The 17,318-nt window shown below is 69.1% G+C and carries 15 protein-coding genes; 12 read left to right on the plus strand and 3 right to left on the minus strand.

The features are described 5' to 3' along the window. The first annotated feature begins 310 nt into the window (after positions 1 to 310). From ABD679_RS09845 to ABD679_RS09890, 10 genes are all read left to right on the plus strand, one after another. Positions 311 to 1,606: an efflux RND transporter periplasmic adaptor subunit gene (locus ABD679_RS09845; RefSeq protein ID WP_344759809.1), complete on the plus strand. Its 1,296-nt coding sequence runs from the start codon at positions 311 to 313 to the stop codon at positions 1,604 to 1,606. Positions 1,607 to 1,609: 3 nt separating this feature from the next. Further along, entirely contained in the window at positions 1,610 to 1,843 is a 234-nt protein-coding gene (locus ABD679_RS09850; protein WP_344759810.1) for a hypothetical protein, read from the plus strand. Positions 1,844 to 1,907: 64 nt separating this feature from the next. Continuing rightward, complete coding sequence (locus tag ABD679_RS09855) at positions 1,908 to 2,636, plus strand: ABC transporter ATP-binding protein (protein ID WP_344759811.1); 729 nt, start codon at positions 1,908 to 1,910, stop codon at positions 2,634 to 2,636. Between the two features lie 11 nt (positions 2,637 to 2,647). After that, a complete protein-coding gene (locus ABD679_RS09860) occupies positions 2,648 to 3,970 on the plus strand; it encodes an ABC transporter permease (protein ID WP_344759812.1) in 1,323 nt (440 codons plus the stop codon). 8 nt (positions 3,971 to 3,978) lie between these two features. After that, positions 3,979 to 5,193 carry an ABC transporter permease gene (locus ABD679_RS09865; protein ID WP_344759813.1) on the plus strand — a complete coding sequence of 405 codons (1,215 nt, stop codon included), beginning with the start codon at positions 3,979 to 3,981 and terminating at the stop codon, positions 5,191 to 5,193. A gap of 15 nt (positions 5,194 to 5,208) precedes the next feature. Next, complete coding sequence (locus ABD679_RS09870; protein WP_344759814.1) at positions 5,209 to 6,519, plus strand: ABC transporter permease; 1,311 nt, start codon at positions 5,209 to 5,211, stop codon at positions 6,517 to 6,519. Between the two features lie 113 nt (positions 6,520 to 6,632). Next, positions 6,633 to 7,865 carry an ABC transporter permease gene (locus tag ABD679_RS09875; RefSeq protein ID WP_344759815.1) on the plus strand — a complete coding sequence of 411 codons (1,233 nt, stop codon included), beginning with the start codon at positions 6,633 to 6,635 and terminating at the stop codon, positions 7,863 to 7,865. A gap of 138 nt (positions 7,866 to 8,003) precedes the next feature. Then, positions 8,004 to 9,347, plus strand: a complete 1,344-nt coding sequence (locus ABD679_RS09880) for a sigma-54-dependent transcriptional regulator (protein ID WP_344759816.1) — start codon at positions 8,004 to 8,006, stop codon at positions 9,345 to 9,347. Further along, the gene (locus ABD679_RS09885; protein WP_425561882.1) at positions 9,347 to 10,657 is read left to right on the plus strand and encodes a sensor histidine kinase; all 1,311 of its coding nucleotides are present in this window, start codon (positions 9,347 to 9,349) and stop codon (positions 10,655 to 10,657) included. The genes ABD679_RS09880 and ABD679_RS09885 overlap by 1 nt, the downstream gene beginning before the upstream one ends. A 108-nt stretch (positions 10,658 to 10,765) precedes the next feature. After that, a complete protein-coding gene (locus ABD679_RS09890) occupies positions 10,766 to 11,389 on the plus strand; it encodes an LbetaH domain-containing protein (RefSeq protein ID WP_344759817.1) in 624 nt (207 codons plus the stop codon). 12 nt (positions 11,390 to 11,401) lie between these two features. Here ABD679_RS09890 and glmU read toward each other — a convergent pair whose 3' ends face one another. Then, positions 11,402 to 12,772 (minus strand): bifunctional UDP-N-acetylglucosamine diphosphorylase/glucosamine-1-phosphate N-acetyltransferase GlmU, encoded by a 1,371-nt coding sequence (gene glmU / locus ABD679_RS09895; RefSeq protein ID WP_344759819.1) that lies wholly within the window; start codon positions 12,770 to 12,772, stop codon positions 11,402 to 11,404. An 87-nt stretch (positions 12,773 to 12,859) separates the two neighbouring features. On the opposite strand from glmU, the gene ABD679_RS09900 reads away from it, so the two are divergent. Both ABD679_RS09900 and ABD679_RS09905 read left to right on the plus strand, forming a co-directional pair. Beyond that, a complete protein-coding gene (locus ABD679_RS09900) occupies positions 12,860 to 14,875 on the plus strand; it encodes a hypothetical protein (RefSeq protein WP_344759820.1) in 2,016 nt (671 codons plus the stop codon). Further along, positions 14,872 to 15,255, plus strand: coding sequence for a GtrA family protein (locus ABD679_RS09905; protein WP_344759821.1), 384 nt, complete (start codon positions 14,872 to 14,874; stop codon positions 15,253 to 15,255). Before ABD679_RS09900 ends, ABD679_RS09905 begins: the two co-directional genes overlap by 4 nt. 137 nt (positions 15,256 to 15,392) lie before the next feature. On the opposite strand, the gene ABD679_RS09910 is transcribed toward ABD679_RS09905, so the two are convergent. Both ABD679_RS09910 and atpD read right to left on the minus strand, forming a co-directional pair. After that, complete coding sequence (locus tag ABD679_RS09910) at positions 15,393 to 15,818, minus strand: F0F1 ATP synthase subunit epsilon (RefSeq protein ID WP_344759822.1); 426 nt, start codon at positions 15,816 to 15,818, stop codon at positions 15,393 to 15,395. Positions 15,819 to 15,878: 60 nt separating this feature from the next. Continuing rightward, positions 15,879 to 17,303 (minus strand): F0F1 ATP synthase subunit beta, encoded by a 1,425-nt coding sequence (gene atpD / locus ABD679_RS09915; RefSeq protein WP_344759823.1) that lies wholly within the window; start codon positions 17,301 to 17,303, stop codon positions 15,879 to 15,881. Positions 17,304 to 17,318 lie beyond the last annotated feature (15 nt).

Below are 17,318 nucleotides of genomic sequence, written 5' to 3' on the forward strand. Positions count from 1 at the left end.
CATGCGCCCAGGGACCGGCCATTGCCCATTCCCTGTGGGAGCGGCCATGGCCGCGATGGCTCCCCGCGAAGGCATCGCGGCCATGGCCGCTCCCACAGGGCCGCTCCCACATGGCTGCTCTCAAGGGAATGCCCCACGAGCGGTGCAGCCTGTATGGAAGAACGCAGGAAGGGTGTCCGCGCGGACGCTCCCGGTGTCCGACCGGACACCCGTACGCCTCGATAAACTTTAATAAAATCAACATGTTACAATTGGCACGCAACTTGCATCTTGCAACCATATGAAGCCCTCGAACATCCAAGACCTGCACATGGACAACCGCACCCGCATCCGCGACACCTCCGGCCAGGACCAGGTGGTGTCGTCCGCCCGCCTGGGCAAACGCCACCGCAAGGGCCTGATCGTCGGCGGCGTGGCCGGCGCCCTGTTGCTGGCGCTGGCGGCGTGGGTCGTGATCGGCTGGAACTCGGGCGGACGCTCGTTCGATGCCAGCCGCGTGCGCGTTGCTACCGTGACCCGCGGCGACCTGGTGCGCGACCTGTCGGCCGACGGCCGCGTGATCGCCGCCAACAGCCCGACCCTGTATGCCATCGCGGCCGGCACGGTCGCGCTCAAGGTGGTCGCCGGCGACGTGGTGAAGAAGGACCAGCCGCTGGCGGTGATCGACAGCCCCGAACTGCGCAGCAAGCTGGTGCAGGAGGAGTCGACGCTCGCCAGCATGGAAGCCGAGGCCAGCCGCGCGGTGCTCGACGCGCAGATCGCCCGCGCCGCCGCACGCAAGGTCGTGCAGCAGGCCGAGATCAGCCGCACCGCCGCACAGCGCGACCTGGAGCGCTACCAGCGCGCTTTCGAGGGCGGCGCGGTCTCCCAGAACGAACTGGCCAAGGCGCAGGACGACCTGAAGAAGGCCGAGATCGAACTGGAGAGCGCCCGCAAGGACAACACGCTGCAGGGCGAAGGCGCCGGCCTGGACGCGCGCAACAAGCGCCTGCTCGCCGACCGCCAGAAGGCAGTGGTGGCCGAGGCACGGCGCCAGGTCGAGGCGCTGACGATCCGCGCGCCGTTCGACGGCCAGGTCGGCCAGGTGCAGGTCCCGCAGGGCACCAGCGTGGTCGCCAACGGGCCGGTGCTGAGCGTCGTCGACCTGGCCCGGTTCGAGGTCGAGATCAAGGTGCCCGAAAGCTTCGCCCGCGACCTGGGCATCGGCATCCCGGCGCAGGTCACCAGCAACGGCAAGGTCTACAAGGCCGAGGTTTCGGCGGTGTCGCCCGAGGTCGTCAACGGCGAGGTCAATGCCCGCCTGCGCTTCGCCGACGGCCAGCAGCCACCCGGCCTGCGCCAGAACCAGCGGCTGTCGTCGCGCATCGTGCTCGACACGCGCAAGAACGTGCTGATGGTCGAGCGCGGCCCGTTCCTGGAACAGGACGGCGGCAGCGTCGCCTGGGTGGTCGAGGGCGGCAGCGCCACGCGCCGCCCGATCCAGGCCGGCGCCAGCAGCCTGGGCCAGGTGGAAATCATGTCCGGCCTCAAGGAAGGCGACCGCATCGTCGTCTCCGGCACGGACCAGTTTGGCAACGCGGACCGTGTCCGCATCAATGGAGAGTGAGTCATGTACGCCCTGAGCAGTAAGTCCCCCGCCTACTTCTCGTTCCCGCGGCACTGGAATGCGCAGGACCTCGTCGACGCCATGCCGCGGCACCTGCGCCTGTCGCAGATGATCGATTTCGATGCCGTGCGCGCCGGCGCCGACGCCTGCGCCAACAGCCCGGCGCGCAGGTCGCGCGTCGCGCAGCGCGGCTATGCACGCAACCCCACGCTGCAGCCGCTGTTCCGCGTGCGCTGAGCGCACGCCCCGCCGCTGCTGCGGACAGATTGCAATACCCCATTCTTCGAACAGGAACATCCCGATGCTCGACATGCGCCAGGTCTCCAAGGTCTACCGCACCGAACTGGTCGAGACGCACGCGCTGCGTTCACTCGACCTGCACGTGAAGGAAGGCGAATTCGTCGCCGTCACCGGTCCGTCCGGGTCGGGCAAGACCACGTTCCTCAACATCGCAGGCTTGCTCGAAACGTTCACCGACGGCGAGTTCATGCTCGACGGCGAGAACGTCAAGGGCCTGTCGGACAACCAGCGCAGCAAGCTGCGCAACCAGAAGATCGGCTTCATCTTCCAGAGCTTCAACCTGATCCCGGACCTGAACCTGTTCGACAACTGCGACGTGCCACTGCGCTACCGCGGCATGCCGGCCGGCGAGCGCCGGCTGCGGATCGAGGACGCACTGGGCATGGTCGGCCTGGGCTCGCGCATCAAGCATTACCCGGCCGAACTCTCGGGCGGACAGCAGCAGCGTGCGGCGATCGCGCGCGCACTCGCCGGCAGCCCACGCCTGCTGCTGGCCGACGAGCCCACCGGCAACCTCGACTCGCAGATGGCGCGCAGCGTGATGGAGCTGCTGGAGGACATCAACTCGCAGGGCGCGACCATCATCATGGTCACCCATGACCCCGAGCTGGCCGCCCGCGCGCATCGCAACGTGCACATCGTCGACGGCATGGCCACCGACCTGGCGCGCGAACGCAGCCTGGCATCAGAGGATCCGGGCGCGGAAGCGGCAACGGCCCATTCCGCCTGAGGCCGCCCCGCATGTTCGGCTACTACCTGCAACTCGCCGTCCGCAGCCTGCGCCGCAACAAGGTGCTGACCGTGCTGATGGTGCTGTCGATCGCGGTCGGCATCGGTGCGTCGATGACCACGCTGACCTTGATGCACCTGCTGTCGGGCGATCCGCTGCCCGGCAGGAGCCAGCACATCTTCTACCCGCAGGTGGACGCGCTTTCGACCAGCAAGGCCCGCAGGTATCCGCCGGACATGCTCGACTACACCTCGGCGATGGACCTGTGGCGCGCCGGGCGCGGCGATCGCCAGGCGCTGGTGAACGACAGCGAGATCAAGCTGCAATCGCCGGACACCGGGCACCCACCGCTGATGACGACGATGCTTTCCACGCACGCCGACTTCTTCCCCATGTTCGCCGTGCCGTTCGCCTTCGGCGGCCCCTGGACGGCCGAGGACGACGAGAAGCGCGCGCGGGTCGCCGTCATCTCTTCGGACCTCAACGAAAAACTGTTCGGCGGCAAGGACAGCGTTGGCCGCACCCTGGTCGTCCGCGATGCCGCCGTGCGCATCGTCGGCGTGCTCAAGCCGTGGCGGCCGTCGCCGCAGTTCCACACGCTTGCCGGCGGCAATTTCTCGCAAGGCGACACTGCCAGCTTCTATGGCAAGGCCGAGGACGTGATGGTGCCGTTCCAGACCGGGCTGGAGATCAACGACGGCCACTTCGCCCAGTTCACCTGCAATTCGCTGCCGGCCGTGCCCGGCCACCTGCAGAACACCGACTGCGTCTGGCTGCAACTGTGGGTGGAACTGGGCAGCCCCGCCAAAGTCGCCGACTACCGCCGCTTCGTCACCGACTACGCCGCGCAGCAGAAGGCGCTGGGCCGCATCCCCTTCCCCGAGAACGCCCGCCTGCTGTCGCTGATGGAATGGCTGGACTACAACCGCGTCGTACCGCGCGACGTGCGCCTGCAAAGCTGGCTTGCGCTGGCCTTCCTGCTGATCTGCCTGTTCAACACGGTCGGCCTGCTGCTGGCGAAGTTCCTGCGCCGCGGCAGCGAGATCGGCGTGCGCCGCGCGCTGGGCGCGTCGAAGCGTTCGATCTTCGCGCAGTGCCTGACCGAGGCGGGATTGATCGGCCTGGTCGGCGGCACGCTCGGACTGCTGCTGACCCTGCTCGGCCTGTGGGCGATCCGCAACCAGCCGGTGGAATACGCCGACCTGGTGCACCTGGACCTGAAGATGTTCGTGGCCACCTTCGCCCTGGCGCTGTCGGCCAGCATCCTCGCCGGCCTGTTCCCCGCCGCGCGCGCCAGCCGTATCGCGCCGGCGATGCAGTTGAAGACCCTGTAAGGCACGCCATGGACATCAAGCCAATCCTCTCCGCGCTGGGCCGCCATCGCGTCGCCGCCGCGCTGATCACGCTGGAGATCGCGCTCGCCTGCGCGGTGCTGTGCAACGCCTTCTTCCTGATTACCAGTCGCCTGGAACTGATGCGCATCGACAGCGGCACGGACGAAAGCGCGGTGGGCGCGATCGCACTGAGCGGCTGCGACGGCTGCGCCAATGCCGACCTCAACGCGCGCGTGCTCGGCGCGTTGCGCGCGATCCCCGGCGTGCGCGCCGCCGGCACCGCCAACACCACCCCGTTCGGGCCACGTGCCGGCTACATGGGCGCCAGCCTCGACCGCGAGGAGAAGCACTGGGGCGGCGTGCTGCATTTCTATATGTTCGACGCCGCCGCGATCGAGGCACTCGGCCTGCACCCGGTACAGGGCAGCCCGTTCGGCGCCGCCGATTTCCAGCCCATCGAGAACTTCATACCGAGCGATGCCCCGGTGTGGGTGACACGCGCGCTGGCCGAACACCTGTGGCCCGGCGAAAGCCCGCTGGGCAAGGAGTTGTGGAGCGGCGCGCATTTCCGCGTGACCGGCGTGGTGGACAGCTTCGCCGTCACCGACCCGGGCCGCAGCGAGGAAGGCGTGGCCGGCGCGCAGTGGTCGGTGATCGTGCCGGTGCGCGACGACGCGCAATCGGGCAGCTACGTGCTGCGCGCCGATCCGCTCGACCTGCCGCGGGTGATGGAGGCCGCGCGCCAGGCAGTGGCCCGCGCCGTGCCCGAGGCGGTACTCGACCAGCAGCAAAGCCGCACGCTGTCCGAACTGCGCGAACGCTATTTCCGCAGCGACCGCGCGATGGCCTGGCTGCTGGTCGCGGTGATCGCGGCGATGCTGCTGGTCACCGCGCTGGGCATCGTCGGCCTGGCCAGCTTCTGGGTGCAGCAGCGCACCAAGCAGATCGGCATCCGCCGCGCGCTCGGCGCCACCCGGCGCCAGATCACCGTCTATTTCCAGACCGAGAACCTGCTCTTGACCGGCGCCGGCATCGCGCTCGGCATGCTGCTGGCCTACGGCGGCAACCAGGTATTGATGCACTACTTCGAGATCGCGCGGCTACCGCTGCCCTACCTGCCGTTCGGCGCGCTGGCGCTGTTGCTGCTGGGCCAGGCGGCCGTCATCGGCCCGGCGCTGCGCGCCGCCGCCGTCCCGCCCGTCGTCGCCACCCGCAGCGCCTGACACACAGGAGTCGACATGTTCGCCTACTACCTCAACCTTGCCCTGCGCAGCTTCCGCCGCAACCGGGCGCTGACCGTACTGATGGTGCTGGCGATCGCGCTGGGCATCGGCGCCAGCATGACCACGCTGACGGTGTTCCACATCCTGTCCGGAGACCCGGTGCCGACCCGCAGCGACCAGCTGTACTACGTGCAACTCGACCCGGCAGGCATGAACGGCTACACGCCCGGCGAAGACCCCGCGCAGCAGGTCACCCGCTTCGACGCAGAAGCCCTGTTGCGCGAGAAACGCGGCGACCGGCAGGCGATGATGACCGGCGGCAGCGTCGCGATCACGCCGCAGCGCGCGGACCTGAAGCCGTTCTATGCCGATGCGCGCTACTCGAGCGCGGACATCTTCCCCATGTTCGACGTGCCCTTCCTCCACGGCAGCGGCTGGAGCGCGGCCGAGGACGAGCACCATGCGCGGGTGGCGGTGATCGCCAAGGCGCTCAACGACAAGCTGTTCGGCGGCGCCGACAGCGTCGGCAAGACCGTCAGGCTGGAAAACGCCGATTTCCGCATCGTCGGCGTGATCGACGACTGGCGCCCAACCCCGCGCTTCTACGACATGAACAGCGACCGCTTCGGCGAACTGGAACAGGTGTTCCTGCCGTTCTCGACCTCGCGCGACCTGAAGCTGAGCCGCAGCGGCAGCATGGACTGCTGGGGCGACACCAGTACCGATCCCGAGGGCGAGGCCAGCCTGAACGCGCCCTGCGTGTGGATCCAGTACTGGGCGCAGCTCGACACGCCGGAAAAGGCCGACGCCTACCGCCGCTACCTGGTCAACTATTCCGACCAGCAGCGCGCCAGCGGCCGCTACGAGCGCCCCACCAACGTACGCCTGCGCAACGTGATGCAGTGGCTGGACTACAACAAGGTGGTGCCCGGCGACGTACGCCTGCAGGTGTGGCTGGCGTTCGGCTTCCTGCTGGTGTGCCTGCTCAACACGGTGGGCCTGCTGCTGGCCAAGTTCCTGCGCCGCAGTGGCGAAGTCGGCGTGCGGCGCGCGCTGGGCGCGTCGCGCCGCGAGATCTTCGTGCAGTGCCTGGTCGAGGCCGGCGCCGTCGGCATGGCCGGCGGCATCGTCGGCCTGGCACTGGCCTGGCTCGGCCTGTGGGCGGTGCGCCAGCAGCCGGCCAGCTACGCCGAACTCGCGCATCTCGACCCGATGATGCTGCTGGTGACCTTCGCGCTGGCCATCGGCGCCAGCCTGCTGGCCGGCCTGATCCCGGCCTGGCAGGCGATGCAGGTCACCCCCGCCATGCAGCTGAAGTCGCAATGAGGTGCGGTGACTGGTGATTCGCGGCAGCCGGCATCACTGCCGTGTCATCCACACCAACACCCACCATCAGGCGCCAAGCGCCAGAAGAACGACACGAATCCCGGAGAATCCCCATGGAACTGCGCCCCATCCTCTCCACCCTGCTCCGGCACAAGACCGCCGCGGCGTTGATCGTGCTGGAGATCGCGCTGAGCTGCGCGATCGTCTGCAACGCCCTGTTCCTGATCGGCAACCGCATCGAGCGGACCAGCCTGCCCAGCGGCGTGGCCGAGAACGAGATCGTGCGCGTGCAGCTGACCGGCATCGGCACCGGCGACGACGACGATGCGCTGACCAGCAGCGACCTGGCCATCCTGCGCGGGTTGCCGGGCGTCAAGGCCGCGACCGCCACGAACCAGGTTCCGTTCGTGAACTCCTCCTGGAACTCGGGCGTGAAGTTGAGCCGCGACCAGAAGCGGCCGACCCTCAATGCCACCCAGTACATGGCCGAATCGCAGTTCCTCGACACGCTGGGACTCAGGCTCGTGGCCGGCCGCAACTTCACGCCGGACGAATTCCAGCAGTGGTCGGAGCTGACCACCCCCGGGACCAACGCGTCGATTCCCTCGGCCATCATCACCCGCAACATGGCCGACCGGCTGTTCCCCGGGCAGGAAGCAGTCGGAAAAGCGTTCTACGGCGGAGACGACGAACCGATCCGGATCGTGGGCGTGGTCGAACACCTGGTGCGCCCGGGCAACAACGGCGGCCCCGCCGCGCGCGAGTACTCGATGATCTTCCCGATCAACGTGCCCTACTCGCTGGGCGGCAACTACCTGCTGCGCACCGAGCCCGGACGCCGCGACGAGGTGCTCAAGGCCGCAATCGCCGCGCTGGAGCGCAACGGCCCGAACCGCATCATCCTGACCGACAACAGCAAGACGCTGGAAGCCCTGCGCGACGAGTTCTACCGCCAGGACCGCGCCATGATCTGGCTGCTGGTCGCCGTGATCGTGGCGCTGCTGGTGGTGACCGCACTGGGCATCGTCGGCCTGGCCAGCTTCTGGGTGCAGCAGCGTACCAAGCAGATCGGCGTGCGCCGCGCACTGGGCGCGACCAGGGGCCAGATCCTGCGCTACTTCCAGACCGAGAACTTCCTGCTCGCCAGCGTCGGCATCGTGCTGGGCATGCTGCTGGCGTTCGCCATCAACCAGATGCTGATGGGCAAGTACGAATTGCCGCGCCTGCCGCTGGTGTACCTGCCGATCGGCGCGGTGGCGCTGTGGCTGCTCGGCCAGTTCGCGGTGTTCTGGCCGGCGCGGCGCGCGGCGGCGGTGCCGCCGGCGGTGGCGACGCGTAGCGTTTAGCTTGCAGCCCTTCTCCTGCGAAGCGGGAGAGGGGTTGGGGGTGAGGGCGCGTGACGAAGAGCGCCCTCATCCGCCCTGCGGGCACCTTCTCCCGCAAGCGGGAGAGGGGAATTGGCCACATGGACCATAATTCACCTCATGCCCACCATCCTCGTCATCGACGACAACCCCTCCGTCGCCACCGCGCTCGACCTGCTGTTTTCCCTGCACGACATCCACACGCTGCGCGCCGAATCGCAGCAGGCGGGACTTGAACAGCTGCAGGCGCACGATGTCGACCTGGTGATCCAGGACATGAACTTCCACGCCGACACCACCTCGGGCGAGGAAGGCGTGGCGCTGTTCCACGAGATCCGTGCGCGCTTCCCGGACCTGCCGGTGATCCTGCTCACGGCGTGGACGCACCTGGAGTCGGCGGTGGACCTGGTCAAGGCCGGTGCCGCCGACTACCTCGCCAAGCCCTGGGACGACCACAAGCTGATGGCGACGGTGAACAACCTGCTGGAGCTGGGCGAGTCGCGCCGCGAACTGTCGCGCCAGCGCGGCGGCGAACGCCAGCGGCGCGCGGCGCTGCTGCAGGACCACGACCTGCGCGGGCTGGTGTTCGACGATCCGGCGAGCGAGAGCACCGTTTCGCTGGCCTGCCAGGTGGCGCGTTCGGAGATCCCGGTGCTGGTCACCGGGCCCAATGGCACCGGCAAGGAAAAGTACGCCGAGATCGTCCATGCCAATTCCGGCGTCCGCAACGGCCCGTTCGTCGCGCTCAACTGCGGCGCGCTGCCCGCCGACCTGATCGAGGCCGAACTGTTCGGCGCCGAGCCCGGCGCCTACACCGGCGCCAACAAGGCGCGCGAGGGCAAGTTCGAGGCCGCCGACGGCGGCACCCTGTTCCTCGACGAGATCGGCACGCTGCCGCTGGCCGGGCAGGTCAAGCTGCTGCGCGTGCTGGAGACCGGCCGCTTCGAGCGCCTGGGCGGCAACCGCGAGCGCAGCGTCAAGGTACGCATCATCAGCGCGACCAACGCCGACCTGCCGGCGCTGATCGCCGACGGCCGCTTCCGCGAGGACCTGTTCTACCGGCTGGCCGGCATCGAGCTGCGCCTGCCGCCGCTGGCGCGGCGGCCGCGCGACATCCTGCCTCTGGCGCGGCACTTCCTGCCGCAGGGCAAGCGTCTGGGCGAGGACGCCGAACGCGCGCTGCTGTGCCACGCCTGGCCGGGCAACGTGCGCGAACTGCGCAACACGATGCAGCGTGCGGCGCTGCTGGCGCGCGGCGACGGGATCTCGGCCGCGGACCTCGCGCTGCAGCCGGCACCCGGCGCGCCCCCCGTCACCGCAACGGCCGACGAACCGGACCGCGCGGCGATCGAGGCCGCGCTCGAACGCCACGACGGCGTGCTGGCGCAGGCCGCGGCGGAACTGGGCCTGTCACGGCAGGCGCTGTACCGGCGCCTGGACCGGCTCGGGATCAGGCGCGACTGATGCACTGGTGGCGCCGCCTGCCGTTGAACGTCGTCTACGCCGTGCTGACGGTCGGCTACATGCTCGCCGCCGCCGCGCTCGCACTGCTGTTGCAGCGCTGGCTGCAGCCGTGGGCAGCGGTGCTGCTGGCGGCCGCACTGCCGCTGCCGCTGCTGCTGTCCCACCTGCGATGGATGTTCGCGCCGGCGCGCTCGCTGTTCCGGGCGCTGGCCGGCAGCGTGGCCAGCTATCGCGACGGCGACTTCAGTACCGGCGTGTCCTGGCAGGGCCGTGGCGAGCTGCGCGAACTGGTCGAAAGCCATAACCAGCTCGGCAAGGTGCTGCGGGAACAGCGCCAGGCGCTGGTCCAGCGCGAACTGCTGCTCGACACGGTGGTGCAGAACACGCCAGTAGCCATGGTGCTGCTGGATTCGACGCGGCGCGTGGCGCTGGCCAACCTGGCTGCACGCAGGATGTTCGGCGACGGGCACAAGCTCGAAGGCCAGTCGTTCGACAGCCTGCTCTCGGCCAGCAGCGACGCGGTGCGCGAGGCCTTCTCGCGCGGTGGCGACGGCATGTTCACCGTCGGCGACGACGATCAGGAGGACATCTACCACCTGAGCCGGCGCGGCTTCCGCCTCAACGGCCGCCAGCACGAGCTGGTGTTGCTGCGCCAGCTCACCGCCGAACTGCGCCGGCAGGAAGTACAGACCTGGAAGAAGGTGATCCGCGTGATCAGCCACGAGCTCAACAACTCGCTGGCACCGATCGCCTCGCTCGCCCACTCCGGTGCGGAACTGCTGCGGCGCGGCCAGTACGAACGCCTGCCGGCCGCGCTGGCGACCATCGAGGAGCGCGCGCGCCACCTGGAGGGCTTCATCCGCGACTACGCGCGCTTCGCCAAGCTGCCCGCGCCGCGGCTGGAAGCGGTGGAATGGCGGCGCTTCATCGCGCAGTTGCGCAGCCAGGTGGAGTTCGACATCGACCTGCATCCCGCCGACGGCACCGTGCGCATCGACGCAGCGCAGGTCGAACAGGCCCTGCTCAACCTGCTGCGCAACGCGCACGAGGCCGGCGGCCCTGCGAACGAGGTGCGCCTGTCGCTGCGACGGCTTCCCGATGCCTGGCGCATCGACGTGCTCGACCGCGGCAGCGGCATGAACGAGGCGGTGCTGGCCAACGCGCTGCTGCCGTTCTACTCCACCAAGCGCCACGGCACCGGCCTGGGCCTGGCGCTGGCGCGCGAGATCGCCGAGGCGCACGGCGGACGGATCGCATTGCTCAACCGCGACGGCGGCGGGCTGTCCGTCGCCATCACGTTTCCTGCCTAACCAAGCCCAAATGCGATCGACTTTGCCACTGCGCCGACTATCATGCGGAGAGCTTCCCCCCGCGCTTGGACCGTGCGGTGGAAAACCTGCTCTTCCCGAGGATCTTTCATGGTACAGACAACCGACCAACCAACCACACGGTGGATGGAGGCTTTCGGAGGACTTCTTGATGCCGGGATCCCGTCGATTATCGAAATCCACAAGCATGCCCAGCGGCACCTTCAAGCCGGCGACGAGGTCACCGCGCGCCGCTGCGAGCGGCTCATTTACCTGCTGCACAACAGCCATGTGCCGGCACAATGCAAACTTCCCTTGGACACCCGCTTTGCCTACGGCGGAATCGGCGTGGTGCTACACGCCGCTGCCCGATTCGGGAATGGCGTGATGATCGGTCAGAACGTGACGATCGGTGGCAACGGAGGTAAAGGCAAACCGGACGCGTCCGGGCGATCGTTCGCCATTCCTCGGGTCGGCAACCACGTATACATCGCGGCTGGCGCACGAGTACTGGGAGGCATCAGCATCGGCGATTACACGATCATCGCAAGCAATTCCGTGGTACTGCACAACACTCCGCCCTTCAGTGTAGTCGCCGGAAATCCGGCGAGTGTGCGCCGGATCATTGGCCTCGACAACGCATTGCGCTACAAGGATTTCTTCGTGTTTGGCAAAAAAAAGGACGAGACGTCCTACCTTGATTTTATTCGTGCCGAACTGGCCAGGCTGGCTTGATGTTGATCAAGCTCACCTGATGGGCTTGCGTGGCCTCTGCCAGCCTTCGACCGTCACCTGCCGCGCGCGCGCGACGGTGAGCTCGCCCGCCGGCGCGTCATTGCCGATCACCGAACCCGCGCCGATCGTCGCGCCCTTGCCGATCGTCACCGGGGCCACCAGCGAGGCATTGGAGCCGATGAATGCGTTGTCCTCGATGGTCGTGGTCGACTTGTTGGCGCCGTCGTAGTTGCAGGTGATGGTGCCGGCGCCGATGTTGACGCCGGCGCCGATGCGGGCGTCGCCGAGGTAGGTGAGGTGGTTGGCCTTGCTGCCCACGCCCATGTGCGTGTTCTTGGCCTCGACGAAGTTGCCGATGTGCACGCCGTCGGCCAGCACGGTGCCCGGGCGCAGCCGCGCGAACGGGCCGACCTGCACCGCGCCTTCGGTGCGCGCGCCGTCGATGTCGCAGTGGGCGCGCACTTCGGTGCCGGCGGTCAGTTCGGCGTTGCGGATGCGGCAGAACGGACCGATGCGCACGCCGTCGCCGAGCGCGACGCTGCCCTCGAACACGACGTCGACGTCGATCTCCACGTCGTGCCCGACGGTGACCTCGCCGCGGATGTCGACGCGCGCCGGATCGGCGAAGCGCGCGCCCTGCACGCACAGCGCGCGCACCTGGCGAAGCTGGAACGCGCGCTCGAGCTGCGCCAGCTGCCACGGGTCGTTGGCGCCTTCGGTCTCGACGGCATCCTCGACGACCACGATCTCCGCGGCGTTGTACTCGGCGGCAGCCATCGCGAAGACGTCGGTGAGGTAGTACTCGCCCTGCGCGTTGTCGTTGGACAGGCGCTGCAGCCAGCCCTTCAGCGCGACTGCGTCGGCGGCGAGGATGCCGGTGTTGACGGTGTGGATGCGGCGCTGGTCCTTGTCCGCGTCCTTGTGCTCGACGATCGCGCCGACGCGGCCTTCCGGGTCGCGCACGATGCGGCCGTAGCCGGTGGGGTCGTCGAGATCGGCGACCAGCACGGCGATGCGGCCATCGGCACCCAGCAGCCGGCGCAGCGTGGCGGTGGTGATCAGGGGCACGTCGCCGTACAGCACCAGCACCTGCGCGTCGTCCGGCACGCCGGGCATGGCCTGGGCAACGGCGTGGCCGGTGCCGAGCTGGCGCGCCTGTTCGGCCCACTGCAGTTCCGGCTGGTCGTCGAACGCATCGCGCACCTGTTCGCCGCCGTGGCCGTACACCACGTGGATGCCGGCAGGCTCCAGCGCGCGCGCAGCGGCGATGACGTGCGCCAGCATCGGCCGCCCGGCGATCTTCTGCAGCACCTTGGGCAGCGAGGACTTCATGCGCTTGCCCTCGCCGGCGGCGAGGATCACGACGTGCAGGGGTGCGGACATGGAGTTTCCCGGGGCGACGGCAGTGGTGAGGCGGCAATTCTAGCGGGTGGCGTTGCTATGATCCCGCGTTTGCAGCCGGGCGCATCGATGATCGAAGCAGTGGACCGCCACCAGCCGGCACGGCGCATGGCGCTGTACGGCGGCGCGTGCGCGCTGGCCGCCGGCTTCGCACTGCATGCGATGTGGCGGGTGCTGCCGTGGGAACGGTTGGCGCTGTCGCTGCTGCTGGCCCTGGTCGCCGCCGGTGCCGCGTGGCCGCTGCGGCGCTTCGCACGCTGGTCGTGGGCCTCGTCGCTGGCGCTGGCGTGGTCGCTGGCGCTGCTGTGGTTCGCCGGTCCGCCGGCCGTGATCGCGACGCTCGCGCTGCTGGCCGCGGCGGCGGCGATCGGGCTTGGCTGGCTTGCGGTGGGGACGCCCGGCCGGCTGCCGCTAGCCACCGTCATCGGACTGGCCACGCTGGCGGGCCTCGGCGGCTGGATCATCACCTGGCCGGTCCACCATGCGTGGGCGTGGTGGCCGCTGGTGTTGGCACTCGTGGCCTGGCGCTGGCGCGCCCTGCGCGCGGAAGCGGGCGTGGCGGCAGCCGGCTGGCGCGCGGCCGTGGCGAAGACCCCGGGATGGGCGGCGCTGGCGGTGATGCTGCTGGGGCTGGCCTCGACCGCCTGCTGGCTGCCAACGATGCAGGCCGACGACCTGCGCTACCACCTCGGCCTGCCGAGCCAGCTGCTGATGTCCGGCGCGTACCGGCCCGACCCGGCCCACCAGGTGTGGGCGTTTGCACCGTGGGCGGGCGACGCGCTGCAGGGATTTGCCGCGGTACTGGCGGGCGGGCACGCGCGCGGCGGCCTCAATGCGGGGTGGCTGGCGCTGGCGGCGGCATCGCTGTGGACCGCCGGCGCGGGCGTGGGGGCACATACGAGCGAACGCTGGGCCTGCGTGGCCCTGTTTGCAAGCCTGCCGCCGCTGGTGTGGATGGCGGCCGGCATGCAGACCGAGCTGCCGGCCACCGCGGTCCTGCTCGCCCTTGCGGCGCTGGTGGTGCTGCCGGAATCCGCAGCCGGCCCGTCGCGGCTGTATCCGGGGGCGATCCTGTTCGGCGCGCTGATGGCGCTCAAGGGCATGCACGTCCTGACCGCGCTGCCGCTGTTGGGCTACGCGGCCTGGCACCATCGCCATGCACTGCCCTGGCGGCGGGTGCCGGTCGCGCTGCTGCTGGTCGCCGCCATCGGTGGTGCCAGCTACCTGCAGTCCTGGTGGCAGACGGGCAACCCGGTGTTGCCGCTGTTCAACGGCGTCTTCGAGTCGTCTTATTTTCCGGCCGTGGACTATCGCGATCCGCGCTGGCACGCCGGCTTCGGCCCGGGCCTGCCGTGGCGGATCACCTTCGACACCGACCGCTACGTCGAGGCGCTGGACGGCGGATTCGGGTTCGTGCTGGTCGGCCTGGCCGGCGCCTGGCTGGTGGCGCTGCTGTCCGCGCCTTCGCGCGCACTGACGCTCGCGCTGACCGCGGCGCTGCTGCTGTCGCTGGCGCCGCTGCAGTACGCGCGCTACGCGTATCCGGCCCTCGCGCTGCTGCCGCTGGCACTGCTGCCGCATGCGCGGCGGCGGTTCGGCGTGCGTCATTTCCGCTGGATGGTGCTCGGCCTGTGCCTGCTCAACCTCGCCTTCCAGGCCAACGCCAGCTGGCTGCACCACTCGGCGGCGCTGAAGCGGACGCTCCGCGCCGCGGGCGATCCGGTTCCCGTCGAAGCCCGCTACGTCCCCGAACTTGTGCTGCTGCGGGAAATTCCCGCCGGCGATGACGGCGTGGTGCTGGCGACCGATCCCGAACGCGGCTACGTCGCCGGGCTGGGCGGACGCGGGCGGGTCGTGTTCGAACACGATCCCGGCCTGCAGGCGGCACGCGCGGTCGCGGAAGCGGACGCGACCGGCACGGAATGGCTGCGGCTGTTCGCGGCGAACGACGTGCGCTGGCTGCTGGTCAGTCCCGCGCAGGCCGGTCCCGCGCTCGGCGCCGCGCTGCAGCGGGGCGCGACGCGCGTCGACGGACTCGGTGAAGTCGAGCTGTGGCGCGTGGCCGGCCGGGAGCATGCGCGATGAGCCTGACCCGGCAGGGCCGCCACTACCTGTTCATCGGCGGCATCCAGTGGCTGGTGGACTGGGGCGTGATGATGGCGCTGAGCCATTTCGGCATGGCCGTCGGCCCCGCCAATGTCGCCGGCCGCATCAGCGGCGCGCTGCTGGGCTACTGGGCCAACGGCAAGCTGACCTTCGCCGGCGATGACACCGCGGTCGGTCGCACCCAGCTGCTGAGGTTCCTGGCGATGTGGCTGGGCACGACGGCGGTCAGCACCTGGTCGATGACCCACATCGACGGGCTGTTCGGCCTGCGCTGGGCGTGGCTGGCGAAGCCGGGTATCGAGCTGGCGCTGGGGATGCTGGGCTTCGTGCTGTCGCGGCACTGGGTTTACAAGCGGTGAGGGACTCGGGTCTCGGGTCTCGGGACTCGGGGGGGACTGGACAAAAAAAGCCCCGCTTGCGCGGGGCCCTTCGTTTTTTGGCTGGAAGGATGCGGATCGGAAGGTGCTTCCCGAGTCCCGAGTCCCGAGTCCCTGCCTCAGTGCTTGAGGTTTTTGCGCAGCCGCTCCAGCGCGCTGAGCTGGGCGATGCTCATCGCCAGCTGGGTCTGTGCTTCCTCGGCGGACATCTTCGGGTCCTTGTTGGCCAGCGCGCGTTCGGCTTCTTCCATCGCCGTGCGCACGGCGGCCTCGTCGATGTCCTGCGCGCGCACCGCGGTGTCGGCCAGGATCGTCACCAGCTGCGGCTGCACCTCGAGGATGCCGCCGGAAATGGCGAAGTCGAGCGTCTCGCCGCCGGGCTGGGTCACCACCACCTTGCCCGGCTTGAGCCGGGTGATCAGCGGGGCGTGGCGCGGCGCGATGCCGAGCTCGCCCATCTCGCCGGTGGCGACGATCATTTCCGCCTCGCCGTGGAAGATTTCCTGCTCGGCGCTGACGATGTCGCAACGGATTGTGGATGCCATGGGTCTCTCGCTTCGAAGGTGATTCGTGACCGGTGGCCGGCCTCAGCCGGCCAAGGGCCGTCAGGCCGCGACCTTCTTCGCCTTCTCGATCGCCTCGTCGATGCCGCCGATCATGTAGAACGCCTGCTCGGGGATGTGGTCGCACTCGCCGTCGACGATCATCTTGAAGCCGCGGATGGTGTCCTTCAGCGGCACGTACTTGCCCGGCGAGCCGGTGAACACCTCGGCCACGTGGAACGGCTGGCTGAAGAAGCGCTCGATCTTGCGCGCGCGCGACACGGCCTGCTTGTCTTCCTCGGACAGCTCGTCCATGCCCAGGATCGCGATGATGTCCTTGAGCTCCTTGTACTTCTGCAGGGTCTGCTGGACGCGGCGGGCGGTGTCGTAGTGCTCGTTGCCGATCACGTTCGGGTCCATCATCCGCGAGGTCGAATCCAGCGGGTCCACCGCCGGGTAGATGCCCAGCGAGGCGATGCTGCGCGACAGCGCCACCGTGGAGTCCAGGTGGGCGAAGGTCGTGGCCGGCGACGGGTCGGTGTAGTCGTCCGCGGGCACGTACACGGCCTGGATCGAGGTGATCGAACCGGTCTTGGTCGAGGTGATGCGCTCCTGCAGCACGCCCATTTCCTCGGCCAGCGTGGGCTGGTAGCCCACCGCCGACGGCATGCGGCCCAGCAGCGCCGAAACCTCGGTGCCGGCGAGCGTGTAGCGGTAGATGTTGTCGACGAAGAACAGCACGTCGCGGCCCTTGCCGGTCTCGTCCTTCTCGTCGCGGAAGTACTCGGCCATGGTCAGGCCGGTCAGCGCGACGCGCAGGCGGTTGCCCGGCGGCTCGTTCATCTGGCCGTAGACCATCGCCACCTTGGACTCGGGGAAGTTGTCCGGGCGCACGACCTTGGCCTCGATCATCTCGTGGTAGAAATCGTTGCCCTCGCGGGTGCGCTCGCCGACGCCGGCGAACACCGACAGGCCCGAGTGCTGGGTCGCGATGTTGTTGATCAGCTCCAGCATGTTGACCGTCTTGCCCACGCCGGCGCCGCCGAACAGGCCGACCTTGCCGCCCTTGGCGAACGGGCACATCAGGTCGATGACCTTGATGCCGGTTTCCAGCAGCTCGTTGGCCGCGGCCTGCTCCTCGTAGGACGGCGCGTCGCGGTGGATTTCCCACTGGTCGTCCGCCTCGATCGGGCCGACCTCGTCGATCGGCTCGCCAAGCACGTTCATGATCCGGCCGAGCGTGGCCGCACCGACCGGCACCGAGACCGCGCGCCCGGTGTTCTCGGCCACCAGGTTGCGCTTCAGGCCGTCGGTGGAACCCAGCGCGATGGTGCGCACCACGCCGTCGCCGAGCTGCTGCTGCACCTCGAGGGTGACCTCGGTGCCCTGCACTTTCAGCGCGTCGTACACCTTCGGCACGTTGTCGCGCGGGAACTCGACGTCGACGACGGCGCCGATGATCTGGACGATCTTGCCCTGGTTGCTCATTTGGAAACTCCGCTG

The sequence above is a fragment of the Luteimonas lutimaris genome (genome assembly GCF_039537065.1).
Taxonomy (GTDB): Bacteria; Pseudomonadota; Gammaproteobacteria; order Xanthomonadales; family Xanthomonadaceae; genus Luteimonas; species Luteimonas lutimaris.

Coding starts and splice junctions, on each gene's coding strand:
- ABD679_RS09845 (WP_344759809.1), top strand. CDS start 311: ATGGACAACCGCACCCGCATCCGCGACACCTCCGGCCAGGACCAGGTG.
- ABD679_RS09850 (WP_344759810.1), top strand. CDS start 1,610: ATGTACGCCCTGAGCAGTAAGTCCCCCGCCTACTTCTCGTTCCCGCGG.
- ABD679_RS09855 (WP_344759811.1), top strand. CDS start 1,908: ATGCTCGACATGCGCCAGGTCTCCAAGGTCTACCGCACCGAACTGGTC.
- ABD679_RS09860 (WP_344759812.1), top strand. CDS start 2,648: ATGTTCGGCTACTACCTGCAACTCGCCGTCCGCAGCCTGCGCCGCAAC.
- ABD679_RS09865 (WP_344759813.1), top strand. CDS start 3,979: ATGGACATCAAGCCAATCCTCTCCGCGCTGGGCCGCCATCGCGTCGCC.
- ABD679_RS09870 (WP_344759814.1), top strand. CDS start 5,209: ATGTTCGCCTACTACCTCAACCTTGCCCTGCGCAGCTTCCGCCGCAAC.
- ABD679_RS09875 (WP_344759815.1), top strand. CDS start 6,633: ATGGAACTGCGCCCCATCCTCTCCACCCTGCTCCGGCACAAGACCGCC.
- ABD679_RS09880 (WP_344759816.1), top strand. CDS start 8,004: ATGCCCACCATCCTCGTCATCGACGACAACCCCTCCGTCGCCACCGCG.
- ABD679_RS09885 (WP_425561882.1), top strand. CDS start 9,347: ATGCACTGGTGGCGCCGCCTGCCGTTGAACGTCGTCTACGCCGTGCTG.
- ABD679_RS09890 (WP_344759817.1), top strand. CDS start 10,766: ATGGTACAGACAACCGACCAACCAACCACACGGTGGATGGAGGCTTTC.
- glmU (WP_344759819.1), bottom strand. CDS start 12,772: ATGTCCGCACCCCTGCACGTCGTGATCCTCGCCGCCGGCGAGGGCAAG.
- ABD679_RS09900 (WP_344759820.1), top strand. CDS start 12,860: ATGATCGAAGCAGTGGACCGCCACCAGCCGGCACGGCGCATGGCGCTG.
- ABD679_RS09905 (WP_344759821.1), top strand. CDS start 14,872: ATGAGCCTGACCCGGCAGGGCCGCCACTACCTGTTCATCGGCGGCATC.
- ABD679_RS09910 (WP_344759822.1), bottom strand. CDS start 15,818: ATGGCATCCACAATCCGTTGCGACATCGTCAGCGCCGAGCAGGAAATC.
- atpD (WP_344759823.1), bottom strand. CDS start 17,303: ATGAGCAACCAGGGCAAGATCGTCCAGATCATCGGCGCCGTCGTCGAC.